Origin of the sequence: Rhizobium leguminosarum (assembly GCF_019798305.1) — a bacterium.
Taxonomy (GTDB): domain Bacteria; phylum Pseudomonadota; class Alphaproteobacteria; order Rhizobiales; family Rhizobiaceae; genus Rhizobium; species Rhizobium leguminosarum_U.
Map to the genome: position 1 here is coordinate 93,635 of NZ_JAAXDD010000015.1, position 25,296 is coordinate 118,930.

25 protein-coding genes and 4 pseudogenes are annotated in these 25,296 nt (G+C 59.6%); 10 read left to right on the forward strand and 19 right to left on the reverse strand.

Features of this window, described 5'->3' with window-relative positions; all coding sequences use genetic code 11:
* Nucleotides 1-14: 14 nt before the first annotated feature.
* Nucleotides 15-563 (forward strand): BA14K family protein, encoded by a 549-nt coding sequence (locus HFO99_RS25180; RefSeq protein WP_222364259.1) that lies wholly within the window; start codon nucleotides 15-17, stop codon nucleotides 561-563.
* 361 nt (nucleotides 564-924) lie between these two features.
* Here HFO99_RS25180 and HFO99_RS25185 read toward each other — a convergent pair whose 3' ends face one another.
* From HFO99_RS25185 to HFO99_RS25210, 6 genes are all read right to left on the reverse strand, one after another.
* Nucleotides 925-1,938 carry a DUF3618 domain-containing protein gene (locus HFO99_RS25185; protein WP_222364260.1) on the reverse strand — a complete coding sequence of 338 codons (1,014 nt, stop codon included), beginning with the start codon at nucleotides 1,936-1,938 and terminating at the stop codon, nucleotides 925-927.
* Nucleotides 1,938-2,354, reverse strand: a complete 417-nt coding sequence (locus HFO99_RS25190) for a phage holin family protein (RefSeq protein ID WP_222364261.1) — start codon at nucleotides 2,352-2,354, stop codon at nucleotides 1,938-1,940. The genes HFO99_RS25185 and HFO99_RS25190 overlap by 1 nt, the downstream gene beginning before the upstream one ends.
* On the reverse strand, nucleotides 2,347-2,910 hold the full coding sequence (locus HFO99_RS25195) for a nutrient deprivation-induced protein (protein WP_222364262.1): 564 nt from the start codon (nucleotides 2,908-2,910) through the stop codon (nucleotides 2,347-2,349). The genes HFO99_RS25190 and HFO99_RS25195 overlap by 8 nt, the downstream gene beginning before the upstream one ends.
* A gap of 94 nt (nucleotides 2,911-3,004) precedes the next feature.
* Nucleotides 3,005-4,156 carry a sialidase family protein gene (locus tag HFO99_RS25200; RefSeq protein ID WP_222364263.1) on the reverse strand — a complete coding sequence of 384 codons (1,152 nt, stop codon included), beginning with the start codon at nucleotides 4,154-4,156 and terminating at the stop codon, nucleotides 3,005-3,007.
* 16 nt (nucleotides 4,157-4,172) lie between these two features.
* A complete protein-coding gene (locus HFO99_RS25205) occupies nucleotides 4,173-4,475 on the reverse strand; it encodes a hypothetical protein (RefSeq protein WP_222364264.1) in 303 nt (100 codons plus the stop codon).
* Nucleotides 4,476-5,011: 536 nt separating this feature from the next.
* Nucleotides 5,012-5,758 carry a glucose 1-dehydrogenase gene (locus HFO99_RS25210; RefSeq protein WP_064249778.1) on the reverse strand — a complete coding sequence of 249 codons (747 nt, stop codon included), beginning with the start codon at nucleotides 5,756-5,758 and terminating at the stop codon, nucleotides 5,012-5,014.
* A gap of 107 nt (nucleotides 5,759-5,865) precedes the next feature.
* Between HFO99_RS25210 and HFO99_RS25215 the strand changes: the two genes are divergently transcribed.
* Nucleotides 5,866-6,210: an ArsR/SmtB family transcription factor gene (locus tag HFO99_RS25215; protein WP_164579126.1), complete on the forward strand. Its 345-nt coding sequence runs from the start codon at nucleotides 5,866-5,868 to the stop codon at nucleotides 6,208-6,210.
* Nucleotides 6,211-6,230: 20 nt separating this feature from the next.
* On the opposite strand, the gene HFO99_RS25220 is transcribed toward HFO99_RS25215, so the two are convergent.
* The 6 genes and pseudogenes from HFO99_RS25220 to HFO99_RS25245 all read right to left on the reverse strand — a co-directional run bounded on the left by HFO99_RS25220 (nucleotide 6,231) and on the right by HFO99_RS25245 (nucleotide 10,094).
* Nucleotides 6,231-6,761 (reverse strand): hypothetical protein, encoded by a 531-nt coding sequence (locus tag HFO99_RS25220; protein WP_222364265.1) that lies wholly within the window; start codon nucleotides 6,759-6,761, stop codon nucleotides 6,231-6,233.
* Nucleotides 6,762-6,933: 172 nt separating this feature from the next.
* Nucleotides 6,934-7,350: a GFA family protein gene (locus HFO99_RS25225; RefSeq protein WP_315860500.1), complete on the reverse strand. Its 417-nt coding sequence runs from the start codon at nucleotides 7,348-7,350 to the stop codon at nucleotides 6,934-6,936.
* A 167-nt stretch (nucleotides 7,351-7,517) separates the two neighbouring features.
* On the reverse strand, nucleotides 7,518-8,435 hold the full coding sequence (locus HFO99_RS25230; protein WP_222364268.1) for an RNA polymerase sigma factor: 918 nt from the start codon (nucleotides 8,433-8,435) through the stop codon (nucleotides 7,518-7,520).
* Complete coding sequence (locus HFO99_RS25235; RefSeq protein ID WP_222364270.1) at nucleotides 8,425-9,174, reverse strand: SDR family NAD(P)-dependent oxidoreductase; 750 nt, start codon at nucleotides 9,172-9,174, stop codon at nucleotides 8,425-8,427. Before HFO99_RS25235 ends, HFO99_RS25230 begins: the two co-directional genes overlap by 11 nt.
* A gap of 93 nt (nucleotides 9,175-9,267) precedes the next feature.
* Nucleotides 9,268-9,556, reverse strand: a pseudogene (locus HFO99_RS25240) (sulfite exporter TauE/SafE family protein); the annotation flags it as partial.
* Nucleotides 9,557-9,720: 164 nt separating this feature from the next.
* A pseudogene (locus HFO99_RS25245) lies at nucleotides 9,721-10,094 on the reverse strand (winged helix-turn-helix transcriptional regulator).
* Nucleotides 10,095-10,181: 87 nt separating this feature from the next.
* Between HFO99_RS25245 and HFO99_RS25250 the strand changes: the two are divergent.
* Nucleotides 10,182-10,799, forward strand: a complete 618-nt coding sequence (locus HFO99_RS25250; RefSeq protein WP_222364272.1) for an FMN-dependent NADH-azoreductase — start codon at nucleotides 10,182-10,184, stop codon at nucleotides 10,797-10,799.
* 514 nt (nucleotides 10,800-11,313) lie between these two features.
* Here the strand turns inward: HFO99_RS25250 and HFO99_RS25255 are convergent.
* Both HFO99_RS25255 and HFO99_RS25260 read right to left on the reverse strand, forming a co-directional pair.
* Nucleotides 11,314-12,099, reverse strand: a complete 786-nt coding sequence (locus HFO99_RS25255) for a PhzF family phenazine biosynthesis protein (RefSeq protein ID WP_222364274.1) — start codon at nucleotides 12,097-12,099, stop codon at nucleotides 11,314-11,316.
* 147 nt (nucleotides 12,100-12,246) lie between these two features.
* A complete protein-coding gene (locus HFO99_RS25260) occupies nucleotides 12,247-13,134 on the reverse strand; it encodes a LysR substrate-binding domain-containing protein (RefSeq protein WP_222364281.1) in 888 nt (295 codons plus the stop codon).
* A 116-nt stretch (nucleotides 13,135-13,250) separates the two neighbouring features.
* On the opposite strand from HFO99_RS25260, the gene HFO99_RS25265 reads away from it, so the two are divergent.
* From HFO99_RS25265 to HFO99_RS33990, 3 genes and pseudogenes are all read left to right on the forward strand, one after another.
* Nucleotides 13,251-13,955 carry an SDR family oxidoreductase gene (locus HFO99_RS25265; protein ID WP_222364282.1) on the forward strand — a complete coding sequence of 235 codons (705 nt, stop codon included), beginning with the start codon at nucleotides 13,251-13,253 and terminating at the stop codon, nucleotides 13,953-13,955.
* An 89-nt stretch (nucleotides 13,956-14,044) separates the two neighbouring features.
* Nucleotides 14,045-14,614, forward strand: a complete 570-nt coding sequence (locus HFO99_RS25270) for a pyridoxamine 5'-phosphate oxidase family protein (RefSeq protein ID WP_222364283.1) — start codon at nucleotides 14,045-14,047, stop codon at nucleotides 14,612-14,614.
* Nucleotides 14,615-14,786, forward strand: a pseudogene (locus HFO99_RS33990) (kinase); the annotation flags it as partial.
* A 20-nt stretch (nucleotides 14,787-14,806) separates the two neighbouring features.
* On the opposite strand, the gene aac(3) reads toward HFO99_RS33990, so the two are convergent.
* Nucleotides 14,807-15,634 carry an aminoglycoside 3-N-acetyltransferase gene (gene aac(3), locus HFO99_RS25275; protein WP_222364481.1) on the reverse strand — a complete coding sequence of 276 codons (828 nt, stop codon included), beginning with the start codon at nucleotides 15,632-15,634 and terminating at the stop codon, nucleotides 14,807-14,809.
* 390 nt (nucleotides 15,635-16,024) lie between these two features.
* Here aac(3) and HFO99_RS25280 point away from each other — a divergent pair, with 390 nt between their 5' ends.
* A complete protein-coding gene (locus tag HFO99_RS25280) occupies nucleotides 16,025-16,213 on the forward strand; it encodes a hypothetical protein (protein ID WP_222364284.1) in 189 nt (62 codons plus the stop codon).
* A 115-nt stretch (nucleotides 16,214-16,328) separates the two neighbouring features.
* Here the strand turns inward: HFO99_RS25280 and HFO99_RS25285 are convergent, their stop codons facing one another.
* Nucleotides 16,329-16,979: a pyridoxamine 5'-phosphate oxidase family protein gene (locus HFO99_RS25285; RefSeq protein ID WP_222364285.1), complete on the reverse strand. Its 651-nt coding sequence runs from the start codon at nucleotides 16,977-16,979 to the stop codon at nucleotides 16,329-16,331.
* 566 nt (nucleotides 16,980-17,545) lie between these two features.
* On the reverse strand, nucleotides 17,546-17,926 hold the full coding sequence (locus HFO99_RS25290) for a hypothetical protein (protein WP_222364286.1): 381 nt from the start codon (nucleotides 17,924-17,926) through the stop codon (nucleotides 17,546-17,548).
* A gap of 513 nt (nucleotides 17,927-18,439) precedes the next feature.
* On the opposite strand from HFO99_RS25290, the pseudogene HFO99_RS33630 reads away from it, so the two are divergent.
* A pseudogene (locus HFO99_RS33630) lies at nucleotides 18,440-18,766 on the forward strand (glycosyltransferase family 2 protein); the annotation flags it as partial.
* Nucleotides 18,767-18,778: 12 nt separating this feature from the next.
* On the opposite strand, the gene HFO99_RS25295 reads toward HFO99_RS33630, so the two are convergent.
* Nucleotides 18,779-19,228, reverse strand: a complete 450-nt coding sequence (locus HFO99_RS25295; RefSeq protein WP_222364287.1) for a cupin domain-containing protein — start codon at nucleotides 19,226-19,228, stop codon at nucleotides 18,779-18,781.
* 38 nt (nucleotides 19,229-19,266) lie between these two features.
* On the opposite strand from HFO99_RS25295, the gene HFO99_RS25300 reads away from it, so the two are divergent.
* Nucleotides 19,267-20,295, forward strand: coding sequence for a LysR family transcriptional regulator (locus HFO99_RS25300; protein WP_315860501.1), 1,029 nt, complete (start codon nucleotides 19,267-19,269; stop codon nucleotides 20,293-20,295).
* Nucleotides 20,296-20,860: 565 nt separating this feature from the next.
* On the opposite strand, the gene HFO99_RS25305 is transcribed toward HFO99_RS25300, so the two are convergent.
* A complete protein-coding gene (locus HFO99_RS25305; RefSeq protein WP_222298791.1) occupies nucleotides 20,861-22,480 on the reverse strand; it encodes an arylsulfatase in 1,620 nt (539 codons plus the stop codon).
* A 664-nt stretch (nucleotides 22,481-23,144) separates the two neighbouring features.
* Between HFO99_RS25305 and HFO99_RS25310 the strand changes: the two genes are divergently transcribed.
* Nucleotides 23,145-25,265: an AMP-binding protein gene (locus tag HFO99_RS25310; RefSeq protein ID WP_261323320.1), complete on the forward strand. Its 2,121-nt coding sequence runs from the start codon at nucleotides 23,145-23,147 to the stop codon at nucleotides 25,263-25,265.
* The last annotated feature ends 31 nt before the right edge of the window (nucleotides 25,266-25,296 follow it).

The window sequence follows — 25,296 nt, forward strand, 5'->3', positions numbered from 1 at the left end:
GGAAAGATGAGCCAATGAAAAGGTTAGCAATCGTTGCCCTGTCGCTGGTGACGGCGCTGACGAGCGTCCCGCCGGCCATGGCGTTTCCCACCGTTTCCATACCGAAGATCGAAGCCACCAAGGCGCAGCCGGTCCAGTACAGACATCACGGCGGTGGCTACGGCCATGGAGGCTACTACAGGCATGGAGGCTACTACGGGCATGGACACCACGGTAGCAGCAACGGCTGGGCCTGGGGACTCGGCGGGCTCGCGGCCGGCGCAATCATAGGCGGAATGCTGGCGCAGCCGTATTACGGCCAGGGCTACTACGGTCAGGGCTACTACAATCAGGGCTACTACGGCCAGGGCTATTACGGATCGCCCTATTACGGTGCGCCGCGCTACTACGGCTCGACCCTTTACCGTCCACGCTACTACGCGCCGCGCTATTACAGCCAGGTCTATAGTGGCGGCAACGGACATACGAGCTGGTGCTATGCGCGCTACCGGTCCTACAGGGCTTACGACAACACGTTCCAGCCCTATTACGGTCCGCGGCGGGCCTGCATCTCGCCCTACTGATGATTGCGGGGTGCTTGGTGACCACCCGGCGCTTTTTCCGGACCGCCGGTATCGGATTCTTCGCCTTTCCCAAGTGGGATTTGAACCGCTGAAGTGTGTGAGGAACTCAGCAGCCTGGCGGTCTTCTGCGTCTGAAGCCGGTGAACCACGGCGTGGGTTTGGATCGGGCTTAGACGAGCGTGTCCACGACGCCGCCGTCGGCTCTCGACGCTGCACCGGTCGTGACGGACCACCAAGCATTGTCGCAAAAGCGCCGGACACTTTTGCGCGCAATGCTATGTAGCTCCTCGCACTTCTGGAGGAAGCTCTCGCACAGAGGGCCGGTCAGTGGCTTAACCTGCATCTCGTCGTCGCCATCGTTCTACCGGCCATCGGTTCCGCCGCCCAAGCTGTCCTTGCGATTTATGAATGTTTCGGCTTCATCCACCACGCGTTCCTTGACGGCATCATGAGTATCGGACGCAACGTCCACAGCCTTTTGATAGACCTCCGACGCTACCTCTTTACCCTGCGCGACGACGTCCTGAGCCTGATCGCTGAGGGTGTCTTTCGCGCTATCTGCAGCTTCCCCGACCCATTCATCCTCGGTGTCAGTGTGCGGCAGCGCCGCGCCGATCGCCGCTCCGACCGCGAAAGCCAGGGCTCCGCCAACCAGCGGCTGGTCGCGGAAATGGGTGAGGATCGCCTCGTTGAGCTTGCTCGTTTGCTCCTGAAGACTGGTCGCCGCCGAAGAGGATCGGCTCGATAGCGAGCTTGCCGCGCCAGACGCACGGGCGGTTAGATCGCTCGCGGCGTTTTTCGCCTGCTCCCATTTCTCCGCCGCCCAGCCGGTTGCCGCGTCGAGCATTGCACCAGTCTCGTCGGCGATCTGATTGATCTGTTTTCCGCTGGCGTCGGCGAAGCCGCGATAGGTCTTGCCTGCCTCGTCGATGAAATGGCCGGCACGACCGCCTGTTTCGTCGGTCAAGGCTTTCAGCCTCCTGCCGGATTCGTCGGCAAAATGGCTGTATCGCGCACCGTTTTCCATGGCCGGCGGACCAATCCTGCCGACCTGGCCAGTCGCTGGATAGAGCGGGTATTCAGGATCCTCCATCCAGGTCGCCGTGTCGCCGGATGACGGACTGCCTTTTGCCATGAGCCAGGCGAGGCTCACGCCCATCAGCGCGACCGGCAGAGGGTTCGCCTTGAGGGCGTGGCCAAGATTGCTGACATATTCTCCGCCGCCGCTTGCCTTGGCGTAGGCAATCACCTCGTCGACCAGTTGGCCCGGCGACATCCGTTCCTGGATAGCGTCAATCCGGTCTCCAATCCGGCGGCGGTCCTGGTCGATCTCCCGCTGAAGCTCGGCCGATGTTTTCTCCATCGCGTTTTCCATCAGATTTTGTCCTTCACAACATCAACGTCGCGGCGAAGCGAGGTCGCAGTTCGATCCAGTGTCATGTTGTTGCCCCGAAGCGCGGAAAGGCCCCGGGAGACCATTGCCCACGCGATGCCGGCAATGATGATGCCGACGATCAGCGAGGCGAGCGCGCTGGCAGCCGTTTCGGTAAATCCCTGTGTCACGAGGAAGGCCGCGAGGCCACCGACAAGGGCACTCAGCAGGACGCCGACCGCCCCGATTGCCAAGACCAACCCGAAGAGGAGAATCTCCACGCCGCTGAGCGCCTGCGAAAGTTTTTCCGAAGCCTCCGTCTTGGCAAGATCGATTTCCTTGCGGAGCAGGCCGGTGACATCACCGACGAGGCCACTGACGAGTTCGGAGAGGGGGGTGTTCTCTGAAGATTTAGCCATTGTTCTCTCCTCCAGTCGTTGCTGGGCCGGAGCGACCGATTGATGGTTCGCGCGACGCAGCAGTTGTTTGCCTTTTCGCCGACGCTGTCAGGAACCGGCTTGCGGCCAGGCCAGCAAGTGCGGCCATGCCGAGAAAGGCGAGCGGTTGTTTGCGCCCGAAATCCTCGGTCATTGTGGCGATCTCGCCGATGTCCTTGCCTTCCATCCGCCGAGCAACAGTCTGCACGCTCCGCCCGATTTGCTTGGCGTAACGTCCGACTTCCGCCTGACCGGAGCTTTCCATTTCGGCGCCAGCCTTCTCGAGCGCCATTGCAACGCCGCCGACCTGGCGAGCAGCGAAGCTGGTGCGTTCGGACATGACCTCCTTGGCTTTCTCGACGGCGGTGTCGGCGCCTTCCCTGATCGTTTCCCTGGCGGCGGAAACATCCGCGCTCACCTTCGCTTCCAGATCGGAAATGGACGTGCGCGTTCCCGGCGAAGAACCGGAACCTGGGGATGAGGACGGGGTCTGGACGGACGCGCTCCGCCCTGCCGGATCTGTGAAATCGTTTTGCATTTCGAACCTCCCAATTCGTGCTGGCAACTGCCGCAGCCCCGAACCATGAATGGCCCGCTTTGTTCCCGGACGCGCTGTGGGAGATTCGCCTTCGCTATGGCTCAGAACTCCGACTGCACGAAGCAGCACCGTCCCAGGCTCCTGCGGGTCTCTGATCTTTGCCAGGCGTGACAATAGACGCCGCGATGTAACGCTCTTCCCTGTCGCCATCGTTGAAGTAGTAGGCGGCAAGCAGGGATCCATCGCCGCGTTTTACGAGTCTGGGATAACCGAGATCAGCCGTGCCGCCGTCGCTCCGGATGATCGTCTCGGCGCCCCATGTCCGGCCGTCATCGAAACTCATGCGCATCCTGATACCAAATGGCGGATCACGGTGGCCGTAGACGACGAGAAGCATGCCTTCGATGCGCCCGAGCGCCGGCGGGTTGCCATTGCTGCCCGTGTTTTCGACGATGCAGCCTTCCGGCGTCCAGGTCCTCCCTTGGTCACGGGAGGTGAAGGCCTCTATCCAACCCTTGCCAACGCCTCTGCCCATGCAGCGCGTCAACGTCAGGATGGCGCCACCGGAAAGTGCCGTCGATGCCGGCATGATCGAATAGCCCTCAGGTTGCGGACCGACAAAGCCTTGAAGGACGAAGCTGCGCCCGCCATCCACGGTGCGCGCGCAGAACACTCTGCCTTCCGCACCGTCCTCCTTGGAGGTGCTGAGCATGAAGAGTGCATCGTTCCTGCCGAGAGGAACGATATCGGTGCGCGCCGAGATCGGAAGGTGCAAACCGACAAAACGAAACGGACCCTGCCATGTCAGGCACCGGTCCCGGCTGACATAGAACCAGCTGACTGCATTGCCCTCTACATCGGTTCTGGCACACATGACCATCGTCTCGGGGTCGAGGAAGTCCATGGGATCGTCAATCGAGCACAGGTCTTCACGGACCGACAGCCGGGGACGGACTTTGAGATCGGCGTTCAAATGCTCGTCGGCCGAAAGCGAGAGCCCACCCGGCACGCGGCCGCAGAACGGCTCGTCCATCCATGTCAGGCCGCCGTCGAGGCTGCGTGCCTGCCAGGGTACGAAGGGATAATCACGGTCCAATTCGTGCAGCTCGCCCTTCGCTCCGAGTTTGCCGCGCGCGAAGACGACGACCATTTCATCACCCCACGACCAGAGACCATAATTTGCCGGCCAGCCCGCGAACTCGCCGCGTCTGCGATAGATTTCAAGATTGCGGAACTGCGTGTCCATGGAGGCTTCCAGACGGTCAGAGCGTTTCGACTGGAAGTGCCCGCACAAGCAATTCTTCCTCGGCGAGCAACTGTTCGAGTTTGCGCCGGTATTGGCGCCACCAGGCCCGATCGAGACTGTTCACCATCACTTCGATGACGATGACCGTATCTTCTTCAGTGCCCTCGCCATGGGACCAAAACCCCTTTGCCGGGGAATTGAGGTATGACGTCGCCCCGCCATGGCGCTCCGTCATCTCGCGCTGAATCATCGCGATAATGTCTTCGATGTCGATCGCCGCGTGTGCCGCTGCCGGAATAAACAACTGGATCAGATGCATGTGGAATTCTCCTCGTTCCGCAAACTTCGGAGGTCCGACGCGGTTCCGGCCCAGCTCGAAATCTGGTGCCTTGCCATAGGGTGGCAGCTCCCCTCGCCGCCGAATTGACGGATATCCGGTTGGAGGACGAGGAAGTGGCGACGGACGGTCGTTCTCTCGTTAACGGTGTGCACCGGACCGCCGCGGCGGTTCATGCAAGGTCCAAGAGGCGATGTCACCTGTTCTGCGGCGTGCCTTCGACGAACGCATCTGGGCAGCCGTCCGCGTTCTGCGAGCACTTGGCGATAATTTTGCGATGCCTCGATCACCTTCGTCTCCGATGCCCTTGCAGCGCGGACGAAGAACTGATCCAAGCAATCGGTGAGTTCCGCCCCTTCTTGAAACCCGGCAGACTTGATCGCGCGCGCCCTGTGAAGGCGCACGCGCGACCAGAGCATGATGCCGAAACGTGTGAGCGGTTCTCTGATAGCATCATGCTCTAGTAGTTTGATTCAGAACAGGATTCAGATTTGAGGCCGACCCGGCCTCAAATCATCCTAGCGAAAACCGCCGCTGGCAACCAGTCGCTCGCCGGTCAGCCAGCGGGCATCGTCGGAAGCGAGGAAGACGGCAATGTCGGCGATATCGTCCGGCTGGCCGATGCGGCCGAGCGGCGTCTGGGCAACCATGGTCTGCTGCAAATCCGAGCCGATGACGCCGGCCGAGTGCGTGCCCTCAGTCTCGACCATGCCCGGCAGAATGGCGTTGACGCGGATCCTGCGCGGGCCAAGCTCCTTGGCAAGCACGCTGTTGATGCCCTCCACGGCTCCCTTGGTGCCGGTGTAGACGGCCGAGGCCGGCAGCCCCAGGCTGGTGACCACCGATGAGATGTTGATGACGCTGCCGCCCTCGCCGAGATGCTTGGCCGCCGCCTGGGTGGTCAGGAGAACGCCGAGAACATTGACGTCGAACATGCGGCGATAGTGCTCCTCGGTCACCTCGCCGATCGGGGCGAATTCATAGACGCCGGAGTTGTTGACCAGCACGTCGAGCTTGCCGAATTCCTTGATCGCGGCATCGACCACGCCCTGCGCCTGTTCTGCCTTTGAAACATCGCCTTGCACCGCGATGGCCTTGCCGCCGGCCGCACCGATCGCCTGAACGACGGCGTCGGCTCCCGCCTTGCTCGACGCGTAATTGACCACCACTTGCGCGCCCTCTGCTGCGAACGCCTTGGCAATCGCAGCGCCAATGCCTTTGGAGGCGCCCGTGACGACAGCGACCTTTCCTGTGAGCTTAGCCATTTCTCGTTCCTTCAGATCTGGATAGCTGCCGGGATTGGCAAGCTTGTTCCATAGTTCGGAAATTCGGAACTGTTGATCTCAATGTCAAGGGAGACTATATAAAATTCATGAGACCGCTCTTTCATCCAGCCCTGGAGGACATCAAGCCCGAGGCGATCCTCTATGCGCTGTCCGATCCGGAGCGCGTTGCCATTTATGCAAAGCTTGCCGGCGCCAGCGGTGGCGGGACGTGCTCTGCGCTTGCCGATCTCGGCGACCGCGTCATTCCAAAGTCGTCGCTTTCCAACCATTTCAAGGTGCTGCGCGAGTCCGGGCTGATCATGAGCGAGCGCCAGGGTGTGGAGATGCGCAATCAAACGCGCTGCACCGAGTTGGACGAACGCTTCCCGGGCCTGATCAAGGCCATTCTGACGGCTTACGGCCAGCTTCCCGGGCTGCCGAAGACGGACTAGCGCCTGGCCAAGCCTTCGCGTCAACCGCAGCTGAATTGCAGCCCTAGGCGCGGCTCCATGGCGGTCCCTGCTGGAACGAACCTTACCTCCTCGCCCCGCCCTCGACCGTTTGTCGCCACCAGCCCGAACCTGCCAAGGTATTTGAGGCCGGCATAATATCTTGACGCGGGTGGCGAGGATGGAATCGCCCCGCTCGCTTCATTTGCTTGTACGTATTCGAAGAGGCGGGGTGCGCCAGGATCGAGTTCCTCGTCGTGGGGCTCCGATCCAAAGAATGACAGTCGTTCGGCAAAAGGCTTACGTTTTGGAATGCTGCCTTTGTGACACGTCGTCCAGTAAGTCTCTTGTTCCGGCTGGAAGAAATGCAGCCCGTAGCCTGTTCCGAAATAGTAGGTCTTTCCGTCATCGCTGACGTAGGCAACCATCCCGGAATTATATGGTTTTTTCCAAATCTCGGTCCACGCGCTCGATTGCGATGGCCAGATTGCGCCGAGCTTTTTAAGGGCAAATCGCTCTTCCATGCCCAAGCCCCACGCGATGCTGTAGGTCAACTGGTAGCCGGCAGGGGCTCAAGCCGAATTGTAGTCGACCGCGCCATCGCCACATGCCAGACCGCGTAAGCGACACAAACTGCCCCGATCATCACCAAAACGCGGCGTATCCTGCCCTCTGGAGTTCGTCATCCTTGCAATCTTTAGCTGCAGTCTCGCGTTTCTGGAAACGCTAATCTCCGCCATGACGCTCGATCGATTCGGCGAGATCGAGCCAATGCGGGCGATTGTCCCACCAGTGAACATGATCGGGCGCAGGAAACGCTGGATCGGCGAATGTGCCGCCCGCGATGACAACGGTGCCGGGGAAGTATGTTCCGGACTTCGAGAAGCCGCCGCCGCCGCAGATCCGGCAAAAGGCTTTCATCACATCAGGCGTCGTCTCGCCTTGCGGAAACCAGACGGAATAGTCTCCGGAAACGACCCGCACATGTTCCTCCCGGAACCACACATTATGTGCCAGTGCGCTGCCGGATGCACGCTGGCAGCGTGTGCAGGTGCATATGTGATTGTGGACCGGTTCACCATCGACCTCCAGGGACAGGGCGCCGCAGCTGCATTTGGCATGAAAGACAGGCATTTGGCTCATTCCATGTTGATCAGGCTTTGTCGATCTTACGGTGCCGGAATCGACAGGGTCTGTCAAAAATTCAGCATGGCGCTCGCGGTCATAAAGGTCATTGTGGCCTCAGACCGAAAGCGACCTGCTTTGACGCGACGATCCCTGCGCGGACAGGAGCCGTGAGAGCGCCAGGCCTAAGATTCACGTTGCGATGCGGCCGGCGTCACAGCCGCGTCCTCCATGACGTAGGTCGCATATCGATGGTCGCGGATCAGTGTTATCTTTTGATCTCTCCATTCAAGCAGCATGAAGTAAGCAGGAGCAGCGGACGGCGCAGCCGAGACCAGCAATATTTCCCTGCCTTCCAGACAAGCCGGTTCGATCCAAACCGGCGGATAGTCCGCATAATAGGAAAAGAATCGGCCAACATTCGCCGCACCGAAGACCTGCGGCCGTCGTGCCTGACGAAGCCGAACATCCTCGGCAAGCAGGCTGCGCAGGGCCGTCCAATCCCTCGCGTTGAACAGCGCTGCGAAATTCAGAACCTCGGCACTTGGGGGCAGCGGAGCTTCGGACTCCAACTCGGAGATGGATCGCAATCCTGCCCGACCACGTGAGAGATGGGCTTTGACAGCATCGATACTCAGGCCCAATAGCGCGGCGATGTCTGCGATCGGCTCTCCCAGCACATCCTTGAGGATCACCGCGCTGCGCTGCGGCACCGGCAATTTGGCAAAGTGAGCCAAGGCGATCCGCACCGTGTCCTGCCTTATCAGTGCATCCTCCGGATCAACGGCACTGACATCCGCTAGATCAAAGGCCGTCTCCAGAGGCTCTGACGAACGGCTACTTCGCTGGCGCAGCGCATCGATGGCGCGATTGTGAACAATGCGAAACAGCCAAGGTCGCAGCGGCGTGCCGGACGAGATCGAGCCGACCATCGCGAATGCACTGACTAACGCGTCCTGTATCACGTCCTCCCCGTCGATCACCGAGCCGACCAATCGGGCGGCATAGCGATGCAGTTCCGGGCGAACTGCATCCGCCTCCTTGGCCAGCGCCGCATAGAGTGTGTTCTTCGCTTCTGCTTCGAGGGCAGCTTCATCCATCATTGATGACCGTCACGCCTGTATCTCCACGCACGGCGTAGATCATTGCCTCTTCCAGCGCCGTGTTGCCGATCAGTTCGGCTACCGTATCGCCAAAGCCGCGCGGTGTCATGTCCGGCCAGGCAGCGGCCTGTTCGGCGAATGTCCGGCCCGCCGCTGCAGCATAGCCTGCGATTCCGGCGTTGCCCACGCCGGTTCCTGCAAACATCTGCCGGGGAACAATGACCCGGAAACGCAGGCCGAGGCCGAGCTGGGTCGACAAGCCCTCGGCATATTTGGCTATGAACCACTGCGCCCGTTTTGCTCCTGCATAGCCTCCCGATAGCGGCGAGCCTTGCACCGCGGCTCCGCTGGAAATGAGAACGACCAGCCCGCCCGGCGCCATCGGCAACGTCAAAGCGGCCTGGACCCAATGCAGGGCGGCCTTTACATCGACGTTCCAGTTGATCGTGAACGCCTCCCAGCCAACACGGTCGATACGTTCCATGGGCGGTTCCGCGCCGGCGTTCATGATGACGACATCAGGTCGTGTCTCCGACATGATCCTCTTTGCGGCGTCGGCACTGGTCGCGTCAGCAGACACAGTCGTGACGGCCAGTTGCTCTCCCATCGCCTGCAAAGTCGTCGCGTCGCGAGCCACGACGGTCACTTTAGCGGCGCGCGCTACAAACGCCTCGACCATTCCGAAGCCCAACCCGCGGCTACCACCGACGACAACGATGCGTTTTCCATCCAAATCCATGTTCTTTTCCTCATTCGATCCAAACCGCGCAAAGGCAGTCGCTACAAGGACGTTCGAACGAGCTGAAAAGAGTCATTATTTTCGCGCTTGTCATTAAGTTCGCTGTGTCGCCAAACCTTTACCGCTGAGGAGGAAGGCGTTTGGCACTATGCCAAGCAACAAAGCCGCCGACAAAGGTGCCGACGATGGAGCCCCCCGCCATGACCAGCAGGAAGGTCTTGTTGCGGCCAAGGACCGAAAAGCTCTGATCGCGGCTGTAGCGGGTGAACCCGGCCAGCATCGTGGGTTCCGGCCAGTTTGATATCCGCCCCGAAAAGCAGGACAGCGTCGGGATCAACAGCTCTCCGCCCGCCACGCCGAGCAGGGATGCCACAATCCCGATGTATCGCTATCCCTAACGGAGACAATCGAATTCACCAAGATAAGGCTGGATTGCCAAGGCGGTTTAGGGTCCCGCTGATGAGGAGTGTCGCAAGAGAAGACCGTCAGGCCAGCACCTGCGAGCGCAGCCAGTCCCCGAATGGACAACCTCCTGAAAGCTCACATCTAGTGGTCATATTGCCGGCGCGCTTCCTCGATTACATGCCGATTTGAATCTGCCCAGGTCATCAAGGCCATGACTGGGGCGAGAAGCGACCTGCCGACTTCGGTCAGCTCGTAATCCACGCGCGGAGGGATCGTCGGAAAGAGAGTTCGACTGATCAAACCGTCGCGTTCCAATTGACGAAGCGTAATCGTGAGCATCCGCTGCGAGATGCCGTTGATCTGCCGTCGCAATGCATTGAAGCGGACCGGCCCATCCTTCAGGGCCACGAAGATGTAAAGACTCCACTTATCGGCAATGCGATCAAGGATCTCTCGAACGGACGGCAGTCGGCGTCTTCGCTTGGGGTAGGAAACTCTATGTCACTGAGTGTCATGAATGTGCCTTCTTGCGAACAGTCAAATAGTTATCTTAATAGCGTTGGTCACAATTTGATACTACTCTATTCTCCCAGGAGCCACCAATGACCAACATCCTCCTCGTTACCTCCAGCCCACGCGGTCCTCAGAGCCTTTCCACCCGATTTGCGCGTGACATCGCTGAAAGCCTCAAAGCCCGTTCTGCCGGCACAATTGTCGAACGTGATCTTGGGGCGGCACCTCTGCCGCATATCGCAGCAGCCTATATCGACGGCCGCGTTGCGCCGCCCGAGACACGTACACCCGAACAGATCGAAGCCGTCAATCTCGCTCAAAGCCTCGTTGATGAGGTTCAGGCTGCGGACGTGATTGTCATTGGCTCGGGCATGATCAACTTCGGCCCGCCGACGCAGCTCAAGGCTTGGTTTGACTACATCACCTGCCCTGGCGTCACCTTTCGCTATGACGCAACCGGTGTGATGGGATTGCTGCCAGCCAAGAAAGTCTATCTCGTGACGGCAACTGGCGGCGTCTTTTCGGAAGGCAAGAATGCCCCGTTCGACTTCCAGACCAACTATCTCGCCCATCTTCTCGGTTTTATCGGACTGACGGATATCGAAGTGGTTCGCGTGGAAGGAACTCTCGTAAGCCCGGACGCAGCCAAGGCTGCGATCGCCTCCACCGAAGCACAGATCCGGGCTGCACTGGAGCGTGCCGCCTGATCCACAAACCCATCAGTCAGCTACCCAAGAAATCGGCGACTGGACTCGTGCGAGCGGGTATGGCGATGGAAAGGACGGCAGGGCTGCCTTGTGGCTGCTGCCCTCCCCGGCTCCTGGTCAAACGACGGGTCAGACGCTGGCCGAACCGACTACGACCCTGATCTATTCGGCTCAGGAGCGGAGAAGGACAGCACAGCGGGCGGTGCGTCGGCGCAGTCGGCGATCCCTTCGACCTTCGCCTGACTGGCTCACTCCGAACATTCTCAAAATGTCGGCGTCCGTTCCCAACGAAAACCGAGCCTCGGCATCATCAGGCGAAGCGGGTCTCAATCGCACCCCAGCACCTTTCAGAGAAACCATAGATGCCGTCCAACTTCAAAATGATCAGTTTGGCCAGTCGAAGCAAAACTCGTCCTGGGGCAATGATCGCTTGTGGCGCGAAGCAGAAGCTCGCAACGGCTGCACTCGGCCCAAAGGGGCCAAAATGAGTCGCGTCCGCTTTATCCAATGTTCCTCATATCTCGGCTTGGCCTTCCAGGTAGAAGACACAATGACCTACAAGGCTAACCCGGTCCCCGACGAGTTGGCAATCGATCTCACCGCCGCGACGGGAAGCCTGATAAGCATGAAAGGTCGTCTTCTTGAGCCTAGCGGCCCAATATGGTGCCAGCATGCAGTGGGCTGCGCCCGTGACGGGGTCTTCAGGAATGCCTTTGGCGGGCGCAAAGTAACGGCTAACGAAATCATATCCGTCGTCACCCGGGGCCGTAACAATTATACCTGGGCGGTCAAGGCCCGCTATGGCCACGAAGTCTGGCGCGAGGTCGCGGACTGTTTTGGCATAATCGAGAACTGCAAGATAATTGTATTGGTTGACGTGGACCTCCATGGGAGCCACGCCCAACGCTTTAGCAATTCCATGCGGAGGGGGCACATTGTCCGATGGCCGGGAAGGAAAATCCATCACATAGCCATCGCTCGATCGTGTCACGGGAAGGGGGCCGCTCGCCGTTTGGAAGACCACCTCGTCGAGGCCAAGGGCCAGACGTTCCATGATTACCGCCGCCGTGGCAAGTGTCGCGTGGCCACACAGTGGGACCTCGACCGTCGGCGTAAACCAGCGCAGGTGATACTGACCCAATTGCAAAACCAGGAATGCGGTTTCGGCCAAGTTGTTTTCTGCAGCAATCGCCTGCATCGTCGCATCGTCGGGGAAACTCGGAAGAACCATCACCGCAGCGGGGTTTCCCGCAAAGCGTTGATGGGTAAACGCATCGACTTGAAAAAAGGGTACGCGCACCTGCTGGATACTCCTCGACTGACTTTCGGACACGTTAACGACCTTGCCTGCCGTCTTCGTTCCGCACAAGGCTCCCGAATGCGATGACCGCTCCTGGCGCAAACCTGCCGCAGTTCGTCCATTCCTTGAGCGATGGCTGTCCGACCTTTAGGCTTGGACCTGCGAGCGCAGCCAGTCCTGAAGCTTTTCGACCGCTTCGGACTTCCGATATCGTGGCTTCACCAGATAGAAGTGCGACCGCGTTTTGAGGGCGCCGTCGAAGACCTGCCTCAGCCTGCCCGCCTCGATCTCGGTCGAGACGAAGGCGCGGGTCGTCACAGCAATGCCCTGTCCGGCGATGGCAGCTTCGATCGCGTGCGATGTTTGCGAGAAGCTGATGCCCCGAAACAGCGTGGGATCACCGCCGCCGAGGAAGCGATCGATATATTCCGGCCAGGAATTATGGGCATCGTGAAGCAGCGTGTAGCGCGAGAGCTCCTCCGCGTTCTGAGGCTCGGCTCCCTCGCCGATGAGGCTCGGATTGCAGATGGCAATGATCTCCTGCTCGAACAGCAGTTCGGCGGCGAGGCCGGGACCGAAGGGAGGGCTGCCATAGCGGACGGCGAGATCGACGCCGTCGACCTGGAAGCTGGAAATGCGGTCCGTCGCCAGGATGTGGAGATCGAGATCGGGATGCCTCGAGGTGAAATCAGGAAGACGCGGGATCAGCCATCTCGAGGCGAAGGTCGGTGTCGTGCTGACCACCAGTTTGACCGGCTGAGGCTTCAGGTTCGCCGTCGCGTTTGCGAGCAGTTCGAAGGCGCGCCTGACATCGGCGATGTAGCTTCGCCCCTCGCCCGTCAGCGCCAATGACTTCGGCAGGCGCTCGAACAATGTCACCCCGAGTTCCGCCTCAAGCCCGCGCACGTGCTGGGCGACGGCTCCCTGGGTGACGCCGAGCTCTTCGGCCGCGAGCCGGAAGTTCAGATGACGCGCCGCCACGTCGAAGGCCTTGAGGCCGTTAAGAGAGGGAAGATTGCCGATCAGCATGGACATTCGATAGTTTTTCTACTGGGACATTTCAGGAAAACTGGTTCGTTCCCGCTTGGGACCCATGGTATCCCAGGGATCAATGCCCGGCAATGGGTGCAAACCGAGTAGGGAGAGCGGCGATGGCAGTAGAAAAGGTAGCAATCATTACGGCCGGCGGCAGCGGCATGGGTGCGGAAGCCGCGAGGCGGCTGGCGGCCGATGGCTTCAAGATCGCCATCCTATCCTCGTCGGGCAAGGGCGAGGCGCTTGCGAAAGAACTCGGTGGCATCGGCGTCACCGGCTCGAACCAATCCAACGACGACCTGAAGCGCCTGGTGGACGCATGCATGGAAAAGTGGGGTCGGATCGACGCTCTCGTCAACAGCGCCGGTCACGGTCCGCGTGCGCCGATCACCGAGGTCACCGACGAACAGTGGCATACCGGCCTCGACGTCTATCTAATGAACGTCATCCGTTCGGTTCGGCTGGTCACGCCGGTCATGCAGGGGCAGAAGTCTGGCGCGATCGTCAATATCTCCACCGCCTGGGTGTCCGAACCGTCGGCGATGTTCCCGACCTCGGCCGTCTTCCGCGCCGGGCTTGCCGCCTACACCAAGATTTACGCCGATACCTATGCGGGCGACGGCATCCGCATCAACAACGTGCTGCCAGGCTGGATCGACAGCCTGCCGCCGACGGAGGAGCGCCGCGACAGCGTGCCGATGAAGCGCTACGGCACCAGCGCCGAAGTGGCGGCGACGATTTCCTTCCTGGTTTCCGAAGGGGCAGGCTATATCACCGGCCAGAGCCTCAGGATCGACGGCGGCCTTACCCGGTCCGTCTGACAGGATCGCTTTCAACGCCCAAGGAAAACAGCGATATGCTTCAACTGGAACGTCAAGGCCGGCGAGATAAAGAACGCGGAGGCGACAGAGTGAATCTCGCCGAGGTCGATGCATCGGCCTGGGCCGAGCTGGAAGCTGCTGCCGCCGACCCGCAGTCGGCCTTCCGCTACCTGAACCTCTGTTCGGTCGATTCCTACGGCCGGCCGCAAGCCCGCATGGTGGTGCTGCGGCGTGTCGATGTGGCGCGACGCCTCCTGGAAATCCATACGGATGTCAGAAGCCCTAAATGGCAGGAAATATCGGCCGATCCTCGGGTCACCATCCTCGGCTTTGGCCCGCAGCCGAAAGTGCAGCTTCGCCTTCAGGGATCGGCCGAACTCCATGGACCGGCAAGCGAACGCGCGGCCGAAGCCTGGAGCTTGCTGCCGCTGTCGACGCGTAGCACCTACATGGGCGGGCCGCCGGGCGACGAAATCGGCGAGCGGCCGGCAAGCGAGGCGGCCGTCACAGACGCCGATGGACAGGCCTTCTTCGGGGTGCTGATATTCCGGGCCGAGACGCTGGACTGGTTCCAGCTGCGCCACGCCGAGAACCGACGCGCAGTCTTTGCCTACGATCATCTGGGCGCGCAGACCTCCTCCCGCTGGGTCAACCCCTGAACGCCAGACGACATCGACGCCGCCCGTCGGTTCGCATCGTCCGCCACATCCGGATGATGGGCAAATACGCAGGGCACAGGAATGGGAAAGCGAGACTGTCGGTTGGATTGCAAGCCAGGCGATTTTCCTCAAGACCTGGGAGACCGAACAATGTGTCGACCGCCTGTTCTGACGCACCCTTTGACGCGCGGCTTAGCAGCTTAGCCGCTCAGCCTTCGAGCGAACATGATGCTCCAGCCATGCGACAGCGAAGCTGCAGATCGCGGCCGCGTCGACCAGCACCGATCCGTCTCCGACCAGGCCTTGCGCACCCTGCCCGCTGGCCAGAAACGCCCGCACGATCCGGCCGAAATAATCGTCGTCAAGGCCCAGCACGACCGGGTCGCTTGTGTCGAACTCTTCCAGCATCCGCCACACCACGCCGGCCGATGTGGCAAAGGGCGCCTCGTAGCGGCGGAGGCGCTTGTTCGGAATTCGCGCCAGGTGTTCTGCATGGTGGAGCAGCGTCATGTTGTCGAGCGGAGCTCCGGCCATTAGAACCTTGCCGCCTGCCGCCACCAGCCTGCCGAGCGGCGATGTCTCTCCGTAGCCGTAATCAGGCGGGTGGTCGGCGGTGAGCCAATCCGCGCGCGCGCCGATCGCCGCGACCGATGCGCCCGGATTGCCGCTGCGTCTTGCCCCTGAGGTCGTTCGAATGAATTCGGCGAGCACGCCATTATCGCGGGCAGCACGGGAAACAGCCGGATCGAACGGCGCGATATGGGCGCGCCATTCCGGCGGGACGCAGCCATTTTCATCCAGCAACGCATCATAGTCACCGTTCCAGTCGGTATAGGCGACGATGGTGCCGGCAGGCCACACGGCATCGCGAAGCGCTTCGATCAGTACATCAGGCCCGTTGAGCAGCCGCCCCACCCGCTTCATCGCGGCGTGGACCATGACCATGTCGCCGGCGCGAATGCCGAGACTGTCGAGATCCCTGGCCAGCGAGAGGCGAGTATGAATGCGCGGAACGATCATCGGCAGATGATCGTAGGGGTCGCGTGCGGGAGTCAAGCGATCGCGACCCTGCCCTGATATTCACCTTCAGCCGACGACCGCGGTGCACCTGCGTTCGGACTCGTTGCGGCAGGCGCTACGCACATCTTATTCTGGTGGTCCCACGTCACATATAGTCGCGGAGCGTGTGTCACGCTGATTTCACGCGATTTCGACGGTGGATTTTACTAGGTTTCTTCACGGCTTCGCCGGCACGATTTGGTTGGGACGCATGTCTTCTGGATCGCGTTTCGGACAGCGCCGGCCGCCGAAATGGCAAAGAGTTTTCGTGCCGATCAAGTATTGTCCTCGAGGATGAGCGGCGGTCGGTCATTTTCATTGGTCATGCTGCAGTGCAGGAGGCAGCTGAAGATGCAATTTCTGGTCCATTCAAAGACGATCGCCGAACTTGAATATGATAGCGAGACCTGCGTCTTGCGGGTGCTCTACAAAGACGGGCGAGTGAGCTCTGTTGCTGATGTCGCTCCCACGCTGCTGATGAAGATCGTCGCGCGGGTTCCCGTCGAGAAATCTCCTTATCTCATGCAGACCGCGATCTAAGACCTCTGCGAAAAGTCACGACCGTCGGAAAGGACGGGTAGCGCCGTTCTGATCCGCAATGAGTCGCCGGCCTGTTTGGAGCGTCGCCACCGCCCGCTTCTGCGGGCATCATGCTTTAGTAAAGTGTCCTTCGGTAGGCTTGTTCCAGGTCTTCGTCCATCTTTCGCATTTCATCCCCGTCCTTCGGCGCCCCTGTCGTCTCATCCAGAATGATCTTCATGAGCGAGGGCATCTCGGTGCGGTCCTGGAAATGATCCGGGCTCCACAAGCGGGACCGTCTGAACGCCTTGGCGCAATGCATGAAAACTTCGCTGACCTTGACGATGATAGCGAGTTTTGGGAGACGATCGGCAACGCTCATGCTCGCCAACAGTTGAGGATCATTGGTCAGACTTGCCCGCCCGTTGACGCGCAATGTGTCGTCGAAACCGGGGATAAGAAACAACAGCCCGACGTTCGGGTTGGCGATGATGTTGCTTAGGGTATCAAGACGATTGTTGCCAGGTCGATCCGGGATCGCCAGCGTGCGCTCGTCAAGAACCTTGACGAACCCCGGAGGGTCGCCGCGAGGACTGACGTCGGCCTTTCCCTCCGAACTCTGCGTGCCGATGCAGAAGAACGGCGAGCGCCGAATGAATTCCTGCGCGTGCTCGCCAAGAGAATTCTGACACTTCACGATTGCCAGAGCGTGGGTCGGCTCGAACAGCGCCCGAAGCGACTGCTCATCGGCGATGGCAAAATCTGGATTGAGTTGTAAGGTCGTCATGTTCCCCTCCCGAAACCCCTCTCATCGCATGGCCGAACTGCAGGTCCGGAACTCGCAACACTCGTCTTCGCCCGCAAGCCATGGATCTGATGTACGTACCTCAAAACTTATACACGAGTTCGTATCCGGGATCAATGCGGGATTGATCGCCGCATCGCAAGGCAAGCCGCGCTGATAGGGCCGGAACAGGAGGAGATTATGAGGTTCGGCCCCGGCGTGACGTCCAACGTCTGGAACACCTCCTCCGTCTCTCGGTCGACGACGACATCCCGGTATCGGCGATCGACGCCCAAGGCCGACGCTTCGTGCTTCGTGAAGGTGTAGTCCTTTCGGGTGAGCAGCGGAACCGCCGAACCCTCAGGCGGTTTGAGAGCCGGTCGCTCGGCTGGTTTTCACCCCGAAAACCGCTGTCTCCTGCTAAGCCGGGCGGCCGCCCCGGCTTAGCAGGAGACGGTCCTCTTGACCGATGTTGCGGATCCTCCAATTGAAAGAGGACGACAGCTCACCTGCTTCACCGATGCTTGCAGCGCCCGCGCCCGGCTTGCAAATCGATCACGGCATCGAGGCTATTTCCAAGAATTTCTGCCAAAATTCTCTTTTCCGTTCAACATGCTAACAGATTTCGGGCCCGTTTTATTCCAGGTCGCACATACCGCCTTGCCCGCGTCCCTCCCCCCCTTCCAGGTACGGCATAACGTGCTGCCAGAAATGTGCCACACGCCGTCAATAGAGATTACCTCTCCGGAATCGAGTTTAACCTGACCATGTGCGGTGCCGTCCTTGAGCACAGAAAGCTCCCCACTGTAGCCCTCTTCTGGGCCGCCCAGCGCAATCACTTTGCCGTCTGAAAGCAGGGCCTGAAGCTCCTTTCCTATCATCGCGGTAGCAGCAATAGCTTGGGTTCCGAGAAACATCATAGATAGTCCAGTCAGTATAGTCCTGTGCATTGGCCGATTTCCCCCACTTCCGTCAAGCACAGTTTCTATCCGAGATATTTGAACTGCAAGTCATCTCTTGTAATTAGCTAAAACTCGCTTTGCCGGAAAAGCCAAGTCTCGTGATAGTTTGATAGTTTTCGGCAGATTTCTTAAAAAGTTAGTTCATAGGTTATTGTTTTATTGAAAACTCATGATTTATGTTCGAAATAGTTTGTGCAGCGCAATTAATTCGCCGTCCCAGAAGACATCCCCTTTCCTGATCCCCGCTCCAGCGGGGTTTTTCTTCTCTGAACTCAGCGTTGCGCAAGTACAGATTAACCCAAGCATCGGTGCGGAAGCGCACAGGAACCTTTTCGACCAATCGCTGTTTGGCCATAAGGATCGTACAGGTGGCCCCAATCCCGGGGCCGTCCGCCATCCCTTCCTTCCTGTACGATCCGTCCCTTCCAGATTGCCCCGTTTCGGCGGGGCTCGTTTTTTTGATCCGGGGCGAGCAACGTGCAACCAGCCCACTCCGCCGGTCGAGATGTCGCGCTCGAGATTGGCGGATTTGACAGCTGATATGCAGCAGCAGGAATTGGCGGCTGCGAAGACCTCGATTTCGAGTTCAAGCTGGCCGCGCGCTATCATGTCGAAGTCATCCCTGAACGCCTGGTTGGATACAGGCAGTATCCGGGCAACATGTCGTCCAATCACCTGCAAATAGGCCAAAGCGCTCTGGTAGTTGTCAGGCGTTCGCTGGCCGCAAATGCTCCGCTTCCAAAATACGCAACGAAAAGCGCAACCGACGCTACCGAGAAGTATGCATTTAGGGAATTTCGACAAGCCAGGAACACATCTCTGTCCATCTGGCTGTAATGGCTAGTCGTTGCCAAGCGGCGGCCCAGTGAAACGAAGGTGGTGCCTGCCGGCAGATTCTGCGATGCGATCCATATCCTGCGGAATCTGAAACTTGCCTGCCGCCATATCGGCAAAAAAATCTTCGAATCCCCCCGGCGTCAGGATCACCAGATGGCGCGAAGGCATGCCACCGATAACCCGGAAGGTATGCTCCATTCCGCGTGGCACGAAGACAGTTTCGCCGGCCTTCTTCGTGAACCTGTCGCCTTCCACCCAGAACTCGCACAAGCCGGAAAGAAGGACAAAGGTCTCGTCCTCTCTTTCATGGATGTGTCGCGGCGGCCCGCTTCCGACGGGAGACAGGCTGTCGACGATGGACATCGCTCCGCCAGTTGCTGCATTCGTTAGAATAGGCCGGTAAGAAACACCGAGCCATTCAATGGTATCGGGGCATTCCAGTAGATCAATCATCGTTTCCTCCTTGGTTGGGATGAAACGAAAGCGCTTTCGTGTTGTGGTTTTTACCATTCTATCCATTATTAAGAAAATCGTTTGATCATATAGAAACTATCGGTGAAATGAATTTCGCGACCTTTGATCTCAATCTTGTACGTGTGCTCGACGCCTTGTTGCGGGAAGGGTCGACCGTGAAGGCCGGTGAGAAACTGGGAATGTCTCAGTCAGCGGTTTCCGGCGCACTTTCAAGACTGCGTCATGCGCTCGATGATCAGCTGTTCGTCCGTCATGGCCAAGGTTTGCGCCCGACGGACTATGCAAGAGGTTTAGCCATGCCTCTTCGTGAGACGCTCGACAGGATGGAGGCGCTGTTCAGTGGCACCTCTTTTGATCCCGGTAGCGCCAGCCTCACTTTCAAGCTTGCAGGAAGCGATTTCTTTGCGGAGATGCTGATGCCGCGGCTGGCGCGTGAGATTCACGAACGTGCTCCGGGTATTCGGGTGCAATTGGTCGACCTCGTCCCAAACAGCTACATCGACTCTCTTGAGCGGTATGAAGCCGACATGGCTCTCATTCCTGATGCAGAATTTCCAGACTGGATCGACCGACGTGCGCAATTCCGGTCGTCCTTCACAACTATCGCCCGAAAAGGAAACGCAGCAATCGAAGCGGCCGGAATAAAATCTGGCGCAACCTTGCCGATCGATCTTTTTTGCGATCTCGGGCACATCCTCTTCTCGCCTGAAGGAAAAACAAAAGCCATGGGTGATGCGGCACTGGCCAAGATTGGACGAACTCGGAAGGTGGTCATGACGGTTCCTGTTTTCTTCGGCGTCTGCCGAGCTGTGAGCGAGAGTGATCACATCGCACTCGTCCCTCGACAATTGGCAGAGCGCTTGGCGGATCTTTTCGGGCTCTCCCTCTATAACGCTCCCATGCCGCTTCCGCCGGCCCTCATCGTCGGCGTGTGGCACAAGCGCTCGACAGGGAACCCCGGCCATCGTTGGATTCGGAATCTGATCGCCGAGATATTGCTGCCACTTAATGTCGGCGAGCAGCCCCTGCCAAATGAAGTGCGCTGACGGTTCTTTCCCGCGTCGATCGGCAAGAACGAGCCCATGCTCCAATACATATCGAAGCTGACGTGAACGTCGGATTTCGCGCAGCTGCACAGATGAGAACGCTGCTGAAGGGTCCTTTAAGCTTGCGTAGGAACTCCGTCCAGATCGGCCCAGTTTCGCAGGTGCCGATTTCCATGCCTACGACGTCGCGTCGGCCACACGCAGCGCCCAACCTCGGCGCCTAGAGGGGCAACAATCGCTTTCGTCTCGTGGCCATACAGCAAACGGTCAAGATCCACTGCGAATGAACAGGCCGAAATTCGACCCGCAAATTGCCCCTTCCGCCGTCGAACGACCGGACGAGACCACGCAATTTCGACGTCACCTGATGCGGCTGATAGAGGTGGATGCCAAGCTGAGTTCAATCCTTGAGCCCCTGGCGAACGGGTTCGCTCCGGCGGCTATAAATCACAAGCCCCGTCTCCGCAGCCGGACGCGAAAAGCAGACATTTGAGCCGGCATCCCAGCGGTGGTTTCGTGGAGGCCAGAGGGCGGCCGTTGCAAGCCGCCCGCAACATAGCTTCGGCTACTTCGCCATTGCGGCTCTAGCCGCCTCGATTTGCGCCTTGACGGCGTCGAGGTTGAAGCTTGCGCCTTTCTGCATCGGCGGGAATTCGATGGCGGTTTCCGCCAGCTTCCCGACTTCCTGCTGGACAAACACGAAGCGCCAGAATTCGAACATGAACCATTCGTTGAAATACCCCTGTGCGCCGTCCAGCGTTCCGTTTGCGGGCGTGCCCAGGCGTTCGAAGGGATCGAGGCGCAGGTTCGTGATTGAGGGCGCGTCGACGTGCTCCTTGGCTCCGAGCCAGCCATTCGGCTGCTCGATAAAGCGATACTTGTAGTCATCGATACGCACCGCGCCCAGCGTGCTTTCGCCAAAATAGAAGATCTCGTGGCGCTTCGACGGGCCCTTGCCAGTGAGCAGATCTAACTGGTTGTAGCCATCGAGATGGTTCTTATAGGTCCGGTCTCCGATCTGCTTTCCCTTCAACAGTTCGTCCGTGATGTTCGGATTTCCGGCAGCGGCCACGAAAGTCGGCAGCCAGTCCAGTCCGGAGATCAGGCCATTCTCCACAGTTCCGGCAGGAATCTGGCCGGGCCAACGAATGAACGCCGGCACGCGGAAGCCGCCCTCGTAGATCGTACCCTTCTGCCCCCGAAAGGGGGTGTTGCCGCCGTCCGGCCACGTGAATGTCTCCGTGCCGTTGTCGGTGGTGAACAGGACGATGGTGTTGTCGTCGACGCCTAGATCCTTGAGTTTCTGCATCACCAGGCCGACGTCGTCGTCGAGTTGAGCCATGCCGGCTTCCTGGAGCGACCAGCCATTCTGCGCAGTCCGCAGCGCCTCATACTTCGGCGAAAGATGAGTGATGACGTGCATGCGGGTGGGATTGAGCCACAGGAAGAAAGGCTTGTTCTCCGCCTTGGCCTTCTCCACGAACTTCAAGGCTTGGTCGCGGATCTCGTCGTCCACCGTTTCCATCCGCTTCGGATAGAGCGTGCCGGCGTCTTCGATTCTCTGCTTGCCGACCTTCCCCCAGCGCCCGTCTACGGTCGCATCGTCTGTTGTCGTTGCCCAGCTATGGACCATGTTGCGCGGCCCGACTTTGTCCAGCAAGTCCTGCGGGTAGTTGGGATGCGCGGGATCTTCCATTGCGTCGAGGTGATAGAGATATCCGAAGAACTCGTCGAACCCGTGAACCGTCGGCAGGAACTCGTTGAGGTCGCCAAGATGGTTCTTGCCGAACTGGCCGGTGGTATAACCCATGTCCTTGAGGGCAGTCGCCAACGTCACGGCTTCCGCCGGTAGGCCGGTCTTGGCACCTGCCTGTCCGACGGTGGTCATGCCGGTACGGATCGGAAGCTCACCTGTGATGAAATTCGCCCGGCCCGCCGTGCAACTCGCCTCGGCGTAATAGTCGGAGAACAGCATGCCCTCGGCGGCGATCTTGTCGAGGTTCGGCGTACGGCCGGCCATCAAGCCGCGGTGATATGCACCGATGTTCCACATGCCAATGTCGTCGCCCATGACGACGACGATGTTGGGCTTTTGCGCTTCTTGTGCCTGCGCCGGGACAAGCGCGCCCCAGAGAACAGCCGAAGCAGCCAGTGCTCCGATGCCGTAGATGATCTTGCGATACATGTGACTCCTCCGTTGTGATTTCCGGCCGAACGATGAACCATCCGAACGCACGGCAGCAAAATTCAACGAGCGCCGCAGTCGCGTATTCACTCTGAATTCTATCGAAACAACTGGAGCAATTTCAGTATTGGACGCCCTTCAATTGGGAACGGCGCCGCCCAAGCGTGAGGTCCCTTTTGTTTGCGAAAGGAAACTCACAGCGCGCAGCCTACCTGATGGCGGTCCGCTGCGATATTGGACCTTGGGGCAGCCGTGGCCGTTCCTTTTCTTGAAAGGAAACAGATATTTCTTTCGACACTCGCTGTTCGCGTGCCGATAGCAGGCAAGTTGGCGGTAGAGCAGGTCGCCTGAATTCGTGACTTGTCACAAAGACAAGTGGTCGACCCGAAGCAGCGCCGCCCGCGTCAGAAGCCCTCACGGAGCGCAAAATCATCGATATCAGACAGGCTCAACTGAAGCCCGCGCTACTCCTGTCGGCGCGAGCGTCAGCCCGACCCCCTATCATCATGGTGGGCCGCCGCGACTTCCTGCCGATTGTCGTGCTTGCCATGTTTGGAGAAGGCCCATTGGACCCGAGAGCGATCGCTATTCCGTTATTAGTTGACTAACATACTCAAGGATTGTGCGCGCTTCGGGCAATTTTCTGCCAATCCGAAGCGCGATCATGACCCCTGTCGACCTCTTTTCCGAAATCGCTCGCGCCGATGATCGCGCCGCACTTGTCTTCGCCGATGGACGGACGCTCTCCTACGCCGAACTCAACGCCCGAACGCTGCGTTTTGCCGAGCGGCTGGGACGGGCGGAAAAGCGGCTTATTGCGATTTCGGCGGAAGTCTCGGAACATGTGATCGTCGCATATCTCGGCGCGTTGCGTGCGGGTCATGCGGTGGCCATGCTGCCACCCTGCGACGACAGGCTGCGGCGAGATTTTCTTTCAGCATTTCAGCCCGATTTCACCTTGCGGTCAATCGACGGCCGCTGGCGCCTCGTCGAGGAAGTCCGGTCTGGAGATGGCACCGAGCCGCTTCATGCCGATCTCGCGCTCCTGCTCATGACCTCCGGCAGTTCGGGCGCTGCAAAAGCAGTTCGCCTTTCCTACGCCAATCTCGACGCCAATGCCCGTTCGATCGCGTGCTACCTCGAACTCTCGTCTGCCGACAGAGCTGCCTTGATCCTGCCGCTTCACTATTCCTACGGTCTCTCTGTCGTCCATTCCCACCTTGTTGCCGGTGGCAGCATCTTCATTCCAGGCGTCTCGGTAGTCAGCGACGATTTCGTGAAGATCATCGGCGAAAGCGGCTGCACCAATCTTTCGGGCGTGCCTTATTCCTATGAACTGATGGAAAAGACGCGTTTCCGGACAAATGAGCTCAAGGCGCTGCGTTTCATGACGGTGGCCGGCGGACGGCTGACACCCGAGCTTATTCGACTCTACCGAGACCACATGCGCGTCAGGGGCGGCCGCTTCTTCGTCATGTACGGCCAAACCGAGGCATCGGCCCGCATTGCCTTTGTGCCGCCGGAAAGCCTGTCGGACAATGAAGAGCGGATCGGCGTTGCCATTCCCGGCGGCAGCTTGAGCCTCGTCGATGATGAAGGACATCCGCTCGACCGATCGGGTGTCGCAGGAGAACTCGTCTACACCGGCCCAAACGTAATGATGGGCTATGGCACGGATCGCTCAGATCTCGCTCGAGGCGCCGAGGTCACGGCACTGCACACTGGCGACATCGCCATGCGCGACGAACCGGGTTTTTTCCGAATCGTTGGACGCAAGAGCCGCTTCGCGAAAGTCGCGGGGCTCAGGATAGGCTTCGATATCATGGAGCAGGTTTTAGCTGAGGAGGGGATTGCCGCCGCACTCGTGGGTGACGATGAAGGTCTGCAGGCTCATGTGACCGATGCGCGTGTGGCTGAACGGGTGCGGCGGATCCTCGTCGAGGCGAGCCATCTGCCCGCGAATCTGGTTTCCGTCCTCGAGCGAAGGGACCTTCCCAGACTTGCCTCCGGCAAAATCGACTATGCCCGCCTCACCGAGGAGATGCTGGAAACACGCAAGAAAAGCCACGCAGCAGCCGTCAGCACGCTGGATGCCTATGCGCGCGTGTTCTACCCACATGCGGTGAACCGCAACGACAGCTTTGTCTCGCTCGGCGGCGATTCCCTTCGCTTCCTGCAATTGACGATGGAACTCGACTGCCTTGGCGTCGCACTGCCGGAAGGCTGGGAGCACAGGCCGATCGCGGAGTTTGACATGTGGCCGCAAGTCACACCCTCAAGCCGTATCGCAGAGATCAGGGCGCTGCCAACCGATCTGGTTCTGCGGACGATCGCCATCCTGCTCGTCGTGGTGCATCACGAGATGCTGTGGCCAATTCCCGGTGGATCGGGAGTGATGCTGCTTCTCGTCGGCTTCAGCCTGGCCCGCTTCCAATCAGGCCATTTCCTCACCGGCAACTTTCGACACGCGCTGCGGCCGGCGATCAACGTTCTCATTCCCTACTTCCTCATTGTCGTCGCTTACGCGCTGGTCTGGCGGGCGGTTCCCTGGGCCTCGATCACCCTCACCGGCAATTTCGGCTATGCGGAGCCGGCGCGTCACGAGATGGTTCCCTTTCTCTACTGGTTCATCGAAGCCTATGCGCAGACGCTGCTGGTGTTCTCGCTGATTTTCGCAGTGCCTGCTGTGCGCAGGCTCGCGCGGGCGCAACCCTTTGCCTTCTCGCTCGTCTTACTGGGACTGGCAATCCGGCGCGTTTTTCTCTGCCGCTGCTCATCGAGATAGGCCAGCGGCAGATTTTCACGATCTATTGGGG